Annotated in this window: 5 protein-coding genes; 1 reads left to right on the top strand and 4 read right to left on the bottom strand. The window is 64.8% G+C overall.

Translation table 11 applies throughout. The annotated features are described in order from the left end of the window. Window positions 1–96: 96 nt before the first annotated feature. The 4 genes from C1D09_RS23445 to gcvA form a co-directional block, all read right to left on the bottom strand. A complete protein-coding gene (locus tag C1D09_RS23445) occupies window positions 97–1401 on the bottom strand; it encodes an ABC transporter substrate-binding protein (RefSeq protein ID WP_143976519.1) in 1305 nt (434 codons plus the stop codon). A gap of 156 nt (window positions 1402–1557) precedes the next feature. Next, complete coding sequence (locus C1D09_RS23440; RefSeq protein ID WP_143976518.1) at window positions 1558–3006, bottom strand: hypothetical protein; 1449 nt, start codon at window positions 3004–3006, stop codon at window positions 1558–1560. Window positions 3007–3037: 31 nt separating this feature from the next. Then, window positions 3038–4342, bottom strand: a complete 1305-nt coding sequence (gene pncB / locus C1D09_RS23435) for a nicotinate phosphoribosyltransferase (RefSeq protein ID WP_143976517.1) — start codon at window positions 4340–4342, stop codon at window positions 3038–3040. 135 nt (window positions 4343–4477) lie between these two features. Continuing rightward, window positions 4478–5452 (bottom strand): transcriptional regulator GcvA, encoded by a 975-nt coding sequence (gcvA, locus tag C1D09_RS23430; RefSeq protein ID WP_143976516.1) that lies wholly within the window; start codon window positions 5450–5452, stop codon window positions 4478–4480. A gap of 209 nt (window positions 5453–5661) precedes the next feature. On the opposite strand from gcvA, the gene speB reads away from it, so the two are divergent. Continuing rightward, window positions 5662–6723 (top strand): agmatinase, encoded by a 1062-nt coding sequence (gene speB / locus C1D09_RS23425; protein ID WP_143976515.1) that lies wholly within the window; start codon window positions 5662–5664, stop codon window positions 6721–6723. Window positions 6724–6800 lie beyond the last annotated feature (77 nt).

Raw genomic sequence — 6800 nt, 5'->3', positions numbered from 1 at the left:
GTGGGGCATGGGCCGTCGCAGCCCCGCCCCGTCTCGCAGGCCTCGCAAGATGCAGAGCCTGTTGGCCGACCCTCCCCGCAAGGGGGAGGCCGAGGCTCACAGCGCCTGCGTCGTATAGTCCCCTTCGGCCTCGTAAAGCCCGTCCTCGATCTTGGTCTTGTGCACGACCTTGAGCTTGCCGCCTTCGACCTTGGAGATGTTCTGGATGCCGAAGCACTGATGGATCTTGCCGTTGAAGGTCTTTGGCCCCTGCGGATGCTCCGGACCTTCGGCGAAGGCGGTCAACGCCTCGGTTGCCTCGACCAGCTTGGCGCGGTCCTCCGGTCCCTTGTACCCGGCATCTTCCATCGCCTTCTTGACGACATAGAGCGTTTCCCAGCAGCCGAACATGTGCGCTGCGGTGGAGACGTCCTTGGGGTCGCCAACCGCCGCGCCATTGTCGTCGATGCCGACCGCGGCGCGATAGGCCTTTTGCGCGGCGCTGTCATCGGGCTGGGCGTAGCGCGGCGAGCCTTCCCAGAAATGGCTGCCGTCCAGGAATTCCAGGCCGGGGCTGTTGATGTCGGTGGCCTCGAGCGAATCGATGAAGCCGAACAGCTGCGGCCGGTTGGAGCCGTAGAACTCGCCGAGCTCCTTGACGAAGGTGAGCACGGCCGGACCGACCATGACGTGATAGATCACCTCGGTCTCGGGCGGGATCTGCGGAAAATATTTGGTGAAGGACGATTCCGTCGGCGGGATGGCGATCTGCGCGATGACCTCGGCGCCTTGCGCCTTCAGCGCCGGCGGCAGGTAGTCGCGGTGGTCGTAGCCGAAGGCGAAATCCGGGAAGATCTGCGTCACCTTCTTGCCGGCATTGGCCGCGATCCACGGCGCCATCGACTGGATCTGGCTCTTCACGTCGGTGATGCCGGGCTGGAAGACATAGCGGTTGAGCTTGGTCGAGGCGACGTGGTGGCCTTCGCTGACGACGAAATAGGGCATCTTGTTCTCGCCGGCGGCAGGCGCCGAGCCGATGACGACATGCGAGAACAGCGTGCCGAAGACAATGTCGGTCTTGTGCTGGGTGGCGAACTTGCCGACCACTTCGGCGCCGCGGCCGGGGTCGGTGCCGTCATCCTCGATGATGACCTCGACCTGGCGGCCATTGATGCCGCCGGCGGCATTGATCGCCTTGACCGCGGCAGCGGTGGTCTTCTCGTACCAGCGGCCATAGGCGGCGCCGATGCCGGTGCGGTGCGACTGGAAGCCGATCTTGATCGGCGCCGAGCTCTGCGCCTGGGAGTAGCGGACGAAACCGGGCGCCACGGCGAGGCCGGCGCCCGCGGCAAGGCCCTTCAGCGCTGTGCGGCGGGTGAGGGCAGTCTTGGAGAGGTCGAAAAATCCGTTCTTGTCAGCCATGTTCGTTCCCCTGTTTTTTCAGTCTTGACCAACGATGAAGGCGGGTTCGGCATCCTCGCTCAGAGGATGCGGAAAATTGCATGTGTACAAACTAAATCACCAAAGCCCTGATGTGGCAAGCGAGCTTTCCCTAACGACATCGTGGGCGCCCTTTTGTCATCCGACGGTCGGGGTGGCAAGCAGCCAGAGGCCGAAGACCGTGTAGGCTATCATCAGCAGGGTGAGCGGAAACTGGCTGAGCGCGGCGCGGCCAGGCTGCGGATGCAGCCGCCAGGCAAAGCCGTGCGCGACCAGCACGGCGAGCACGTGGCCCAGGATGATCGCGCCGGCCTGGATGTTCCACAGCCACCAGGCCGACTCCGCCCCGGCGACGATGCCCGCCTCAACCTGGATATCGGCGGTGCCGAACAGGTTCCAGCCCAGCGCGAACGGGTCGGACAGCGCGGCGGCCGCATACTGGCCATCGACCAGCAGCGCCGTCAGATAGTGCGCGACATGATAGGCGAGCGCGATCGGCACGATCGACCACACCAGCAGTCCCGCCGCCTGGCCGAGCGGCGGACCGCCGCCGGCCAAACGCTGGCCGAGCCAGACGGCGAGAAGGAACACCACCGTCAGCAGCGCGAATGTCAGAACGAGCCCAAGGGTGCCGCTGCCGATCACGGCAGTGCGGCCGGGGAATTCGAGCGGGTTGATACCGAACAGGCCCAGCCAGAAGAAGGTCTTCGACAGGCCGTCGAAGGAGACAGAGGACAGGGCCAGCAGCAGGAAGGCTATGCCGCTTGGCGGCAGTGGCTCTGCGGCGAGCAGCTTGGCGGCCGGCCAGCACAGCGCAAGCCGGCCCTGCTCGTCGCGCTCGACCGGCGCGAAACGCGCCACCATCGAGAAGAAGACGATCAGGAACTCGCCGCCGCGGCTCCAGCCGCGATAGCCGAACACCAGCATGGCAAGAAAGGTGATCAGCCAGTAGAGGACGGCGGCAAAGGCGAGCCGGGCCGGATCGTCGGGCGCCGGATCGATGAGCTCGAACCAGGCAAAGGCAAGGAACAGGATGACGGCAGGCCAGCTCCCGAGCCATCGCGGGAGGCGCCATGGTCCGCCCTCGCCTGTGCCGAGCAGGCGCGAGGCGAGACGCCACGGTCCAATCCAAGGGTTCAGCCATGACCAGAGATCGCCGAAAACGCCTTGCAGCAGCGTGATGCCGGCCCACAGCAGCGTCCAGATCACCAGGGGCAATGGGTTGGAGAGCGGATCGCGGCTGCCGAAAAGGCCGGCGGCGACGAGAATTGCGAAGCCGGCAAAGGATATCAGGCTGATAGCGGTGCGGGCGCTGTCACCGAGGGTGAACAGCGGCAGGCGCCTGCGCCAGAAACGGTCGAGGGAGGCCGCGGGCAGCAGCGCCAGCACGAGGAAGCTGATGGCCACGGCGAACGCGCCGCCAATCAGGTAATAGCCGGTCGGCAGGAGCAGGACGTGGCCTCGGTCGGAGGCGTGGGCGAAGGCGGGCGTGGGGAGGAGGGCTAGCAGGGCGATGGCGAAAGCTAACCCGTGAGGATGGCGCTCGACGGCGGGCGCGGAGGAACTCGACCTATCCAACTTTGCCATCTCTTATGGGAATACAGGAGGCACCGCCTCCTCACACCTTGACCAGTTGCTCCACCCGGTCCTTCTCGCCGAAGATCCTGAGATAGCGCTCGATCTCCTTCTCGTCCCCCGTCGCCTTGGCCGGGTTGTCGGAAAGCTTCACCGCCGGCCTGCCATTGGCCTCCGTCACCTTGCAGACCAGCGATATGGCGTCGAGGCTGTTGGTTTCGGTCGGCGCGCAACCCTCGAAATCGTTGGTCAGGTTGGTGCCCCAGCCGAAGGACATGCGCACCTTGCCCTTGAAGTGGCGGTAGGTCTCCTCGATGGTTTCGACCTCGAGCCCGTCGGAGAAGATCAGCAGCTTTTGCTTCGGGTCCTTACCCTTCTCGCGCCACCAGGACAGGATCTTTTCGCCGCCCTCGATCGGCGGCGCGCTGTCGGGACGAAAGCCGGTCCAGTCGGCCACCCAGTCCGGCGCGTCGCGCAGGAAGGAGGCGGTGCCGAAAGCATCGGGCAGAACGATCAAAAGGTTGCCGCCATAGTAGCGCTGCCAGTCCTGCAGCACCTTGTAGGGGGTCTGTTTCAGCTCCTTCTCCGAATTGGCAAGGGCGGCAAACACCATCGGCAGCTCATGCGCATTGGTGCCGAGCGCTTCGAGGTCGTTGTCCATCGCCAGCAGCACGTTGGAGGTGCCGGTGAAGGCCTCGCCGATGCCTTCCTTCAGCGCCTCGACGCACCAGCGCTGCCACAGGAAGGAATGCCGCCGGCGCGTGCCGAAGTCGGAAATGCGGATGCCTGGCAGTGCCTTCAGCCGCTCGGTCTTGGCCCACATCTTGGCCTTGGCGCGGGCATAGAGCACATCGAGCGCGAAGGGGCCGAAGGCCCGCATGGCCGCGCGGGAACGCAGTTCATTGATGATAGCCAGCGCCGGGATCTCCCACAGCGTGGTGTACATCCATGGCCCGCCGAAGGTCAGTTCGTACTGGCCGTCACGCCGCGACAGTTCGTACGCCGGCAGCCTGAAATTCTCCAGCCAGGCGAGGAATTCCGGTTCGAAGATCTGCTTGCGGCCATAGAAATTGTTGCCGCCGAGCCAGATCATTTCCTTCTTGGAGAAGCGCAAGGTGCGGGCGTGGTCGAGCTGTTCGCGCAGTTCACCTTCGTCGATCTCGTCGGCAAGCCGCACCGAGGTGGTGCGGTTGATCAGCGAGAAGGTGGCGTCGACCTTGGGGTACATGCCCCAGATCATCTGCAGCATCAGAAGCTTGTAGAAATCCGTGTCGAGCAGGCTGCGCACGATCGGGTCGAGCTTCCAGGTGTGGTTGTAGACACGCCGCGCTATATCGGTTTTTGCCATGCTCGCTGCCGCCTTCGCTGCCTGCCATCCACAATCGCGACAGGCCTCATAGCATCGAATTGGCCAAAGCGCTGCCGGCTTTCAGGCTGGCCCGACAAAAAGAACGGCCTGCGCATGAGCCATGAGCGGCCGCTCTCAGCCCGCCGCCTTCGCGCCGATGACCTTGAGTTGCGGACGCTTGCGGCGGCCGATGATCCGGCCGGCGACCGGAGCGTCGGCGCGGCCGTCATCCCCGGCCTTCTCGGCGAACAGCCAGTCGATGAACACCTGCACGATCGGCGTCGTGCGCATTTCGTTGCGGCAGACAACGTAGAAATCGTCGACCGCCGGCACCGAAAGGCTGAACGGCGCGACCAGCATGCCCCTGGCCAGCAGCGCGCTTGCCGTCACCGAATCGCCTAGCGCCACGCCATGGCCGTGCACCGCCGCCTCGGTCGCCATGCGCGCATCGCCCAGATGATGGCGGCGGCCGCGCTCCAGGTCCAGCGCATCGGCGGCCGCCAGCCAGGTGTGCCATTCGCGGCCATCATCGCCATGCAGGAAGACATGGTCGGCCAGATCCCTGACGCTGCGGATCGGCCGGTTGTTGATCAAGGTCGGGCTGACCACGGGAAACAACTCCAGCCCCGACCATTTGCGCATCCAGCAATCGGCCCAGCTGCCATCGCCATAGTGTACGCAGACATCGATGTGCGGCGCACGGATATCCCTGGGATCGTTGGAAGGGATGAGCGTCAGCTGGATGTCGGGATATTGCGCGGTGAAGCTGCCGAGCCTCGGCGTCATCCACAAAAGCAGCAATGCCGGCACGCAGGACACCGACAGTGCGCCGCTGCTTGCCGGCCGCGTCAGCCGCTGCGTCGCCGCGGCGATGCCGTCGAAGGCGGTCGATACCGCCGGCAGCAGCTCCGCGCCATGCGGCGTCAGTCTGACCCTCTGGCCGATACGCTCGAACAGCTTGACGCCGAGCGACTGCTCCAACGCTTTGATCTGGTGGCTGACGGCGCCATGCGTGACATTCAGCTCACTCGCCGCCTTGGTCAGCGAGCCATGGCGCGCCGTTGCCTCGAAGGCGCGCAGCGGGTTCAGGGGTGGCAGGCGATTGACCATGGATGTCCGACTTCTTTGTGAGATTTTCTCACAGAGAACACCCTAACAATATCAATTGCATTTTCAATGCGCCTGCCGGACACTTCAGCTCGAAACAACATCAAGACGTGAAATCTGCAGGCAGCCAGCGGGACAGAGACCCGGCCGGATGACGGTCAGTTCGCTCGAGATCGCCAGCAGCCGCATTGCATCAGCCTAGGAGGAACGGAATGGGTTACGATCGCGGCAAGCTCGACGCCTTGCGTCGCAAATATGGCGAGAGCCACGGCGGCGAGATGTTCGACCCGAAATTCCGCAAGGTCGCCGACAAGATCTTCTCCAAGAGCGGCACCAGGCTGGCGCCCTATTCCGGCATCCCGACCTTCCTTGCCGCCCCCTACCGCGAAATCGCCGCGGAGAACCCGGATTTCGGCGACCTGCAGGTGGCGATCATCGGCGTGCCGATGGATCTGGGCGTGACCAACCGGCCGGGCTCGCGCTTCGGGCCGAGGGCGCTGCGCGCCATCGAGCGCATCGGCCCCTACAATCATGTGCTGGAATGCGCGCCGACGCATGAGCTTCGTGTTGCCGACATCGGCGACACGCCGTTCCGCAGCCGCTACCGGCTCGAGACCAGCCACGAGGATATCGAGCGCCGCACCAATCAGATCGTCGATGCCGGCGTCATCCCGCTGTCGGTGGGCGGCGACCATTCGATCAGCCACCCGATCCTGAAGGCCGTCGGCAAGAAGGCGCCGGTCGGCCTCATCCACATCGACGCCCATTGCGACACAAGCGGCCTGTTCGACATGACCAAGTTCCACCATGGCGGCCCGTTCCGCAACGCGGTGCTGGACGGTGTGCTCGACCCGACGCGCACCATCCAGATCGGCATACGCGGCTCGGCCGAATACCTCTGGGAGTTCACCTATGAGTCGGGGATGACGGTGGTGCACGCCGAAGAGGTGACCGGGATGGGCATCCCCGCCATCATCGAGAAGGCGCGCAAGATCGTCGGCGACGGCCCGACCTACGTCTCCTTCGATATCGACAGCGTCGATCCGGCCTTCGCGCCCGGCACCGGCACGCCGGAAGTCGGCGGGCTGACGACGCGCGAAGTGCTCGAGCTGCTGCGCGGCCTCAAGGGCCTCAACATCGTCGGCGGCGACGTCGTCGAGGTGGCGCCGCAATATGACGCCACCACCAACACCGCGCATGCCGGCGCCCAGGTGCTGTTCGAGATATTGAGCCTGATGGTGTTCAGCCCGGCCATATCAGGCAAGGGCGCCTGACACCTGAAACGAAAGGCGGCCGCCGCGCTGGAGCCGGCAGCCGCCTCAAACAATCAAAAGCTTCCAGAAGGGGAATA

The sequence above is a fragment of the Mesorhizobium intechi genome (assembly GCF_002879535.1).
GTDB lineage: Bacteria > Pseudomonadota > Alphaproteobacteria > Rhizobiales > Rhizobiaceae > Mesorhizobium > Mesorhizobium intechi.
This window is presented reverse-complemented; position numbering and strand designations above follow the sequence as displayed.